General features: G+C 61.8%; 1 protein-coding gene. It reads left to right on the top strand.

Going from position 1 to position 935, the window contains the following annotated elements:
* Nucleotides 1-36: 36 nt before the first annotated feature.
* On the top strand, nucleotides 37-935 hold an 899-nt coding region (locus MF6394_RS32820; RefSeq protein ID WP_078468302.1), incomplete at its 3' end, for a ribonucleotide-diphosphate reductase subunit beta.

The raw sequence follows: 935 nt of genomic DNA on the forward strand, positions 1-935 counted from the left end.
AAAGGCGCCAACGCCGGCCACGCCACCGAAGCCAACATGGACCGCCTCGACGGTGCCGGCGCCGCTGCCGCCGTGGAAGCACGCGCCGTCACCGCCAACGACTCCGCCGCCATCGTGCGCGCCAAGGCCGCCCTGGACAAACTCGACGTCGCCGAAGGCCTCGCCGAGCTGGAAGGCGCCTCCGCCCGCGTCGCCGTTGACGAAAAACGCATGATCAACTGCCGCGCCGACCTCAACCAACTCGTGCCGTTCAAGTACGACTGGGCCTGGCAGAAGTACCTCGACGGCTGCGCCAACCACTGGATGCCGCAAGAGGTCAACATGACCGCCGACATCGCGCTGTGGAAAAACCCCGAAGGCCTGACCGACGACGAACGCCGCATCGTCATGCGCAACCTGGGCTTCTTCTCCACCGCCGACTCCCTGGTGGCCAACAACCTGGTACTGGCCGTGTACCGCCTGATCACCAACCCGGAGTGCCGCCAGTACATCCTGCGCCAGGCCTTCGAAGAAGCGATCCACACCCACGCCTACCAGTACTGCATCGAATCGCTGGCCATGGATGAAGGCGAGATCTTCAACATGTACCACGAGATTCCATCGGTGGCCAAAAAGGCCGCCTGGGGCCTGAAGTACACCCGCTCGATCTCCGATCCGAAGTTCGAAACCGGCACCGTCGACACCGACAAAGAACTGCTGCGCAACCTGGTCGCCTACTACTGCGTGCTGGAAGGTATCTTCTTCTACTGCGGCTTCACCCAGATCCTGTCCATGGGCCGCCGCAACAAAATGACCGGCGTGGCCGAGCAGTTCCAGTACATCCTGCGCGATGAGTCGATGCACCTGAACTTCGGTATCGACGTGATCAACCAGATCAAAATCGAAAACCCGCACCTGTGGGATGCCGAGATGAAGGAAGAAGCGACCCAGATGAT

Source organism: Pseudomonas sp. MF6394 (assembly GCF_002018845.1).
Lineage (GTDB): Bacteria > Pseudomonadota > Gammaproteobacteria > Pseudomonadales > Pseudomonadaceae > Aquipseudomonas > Aquipseudomonas lactis.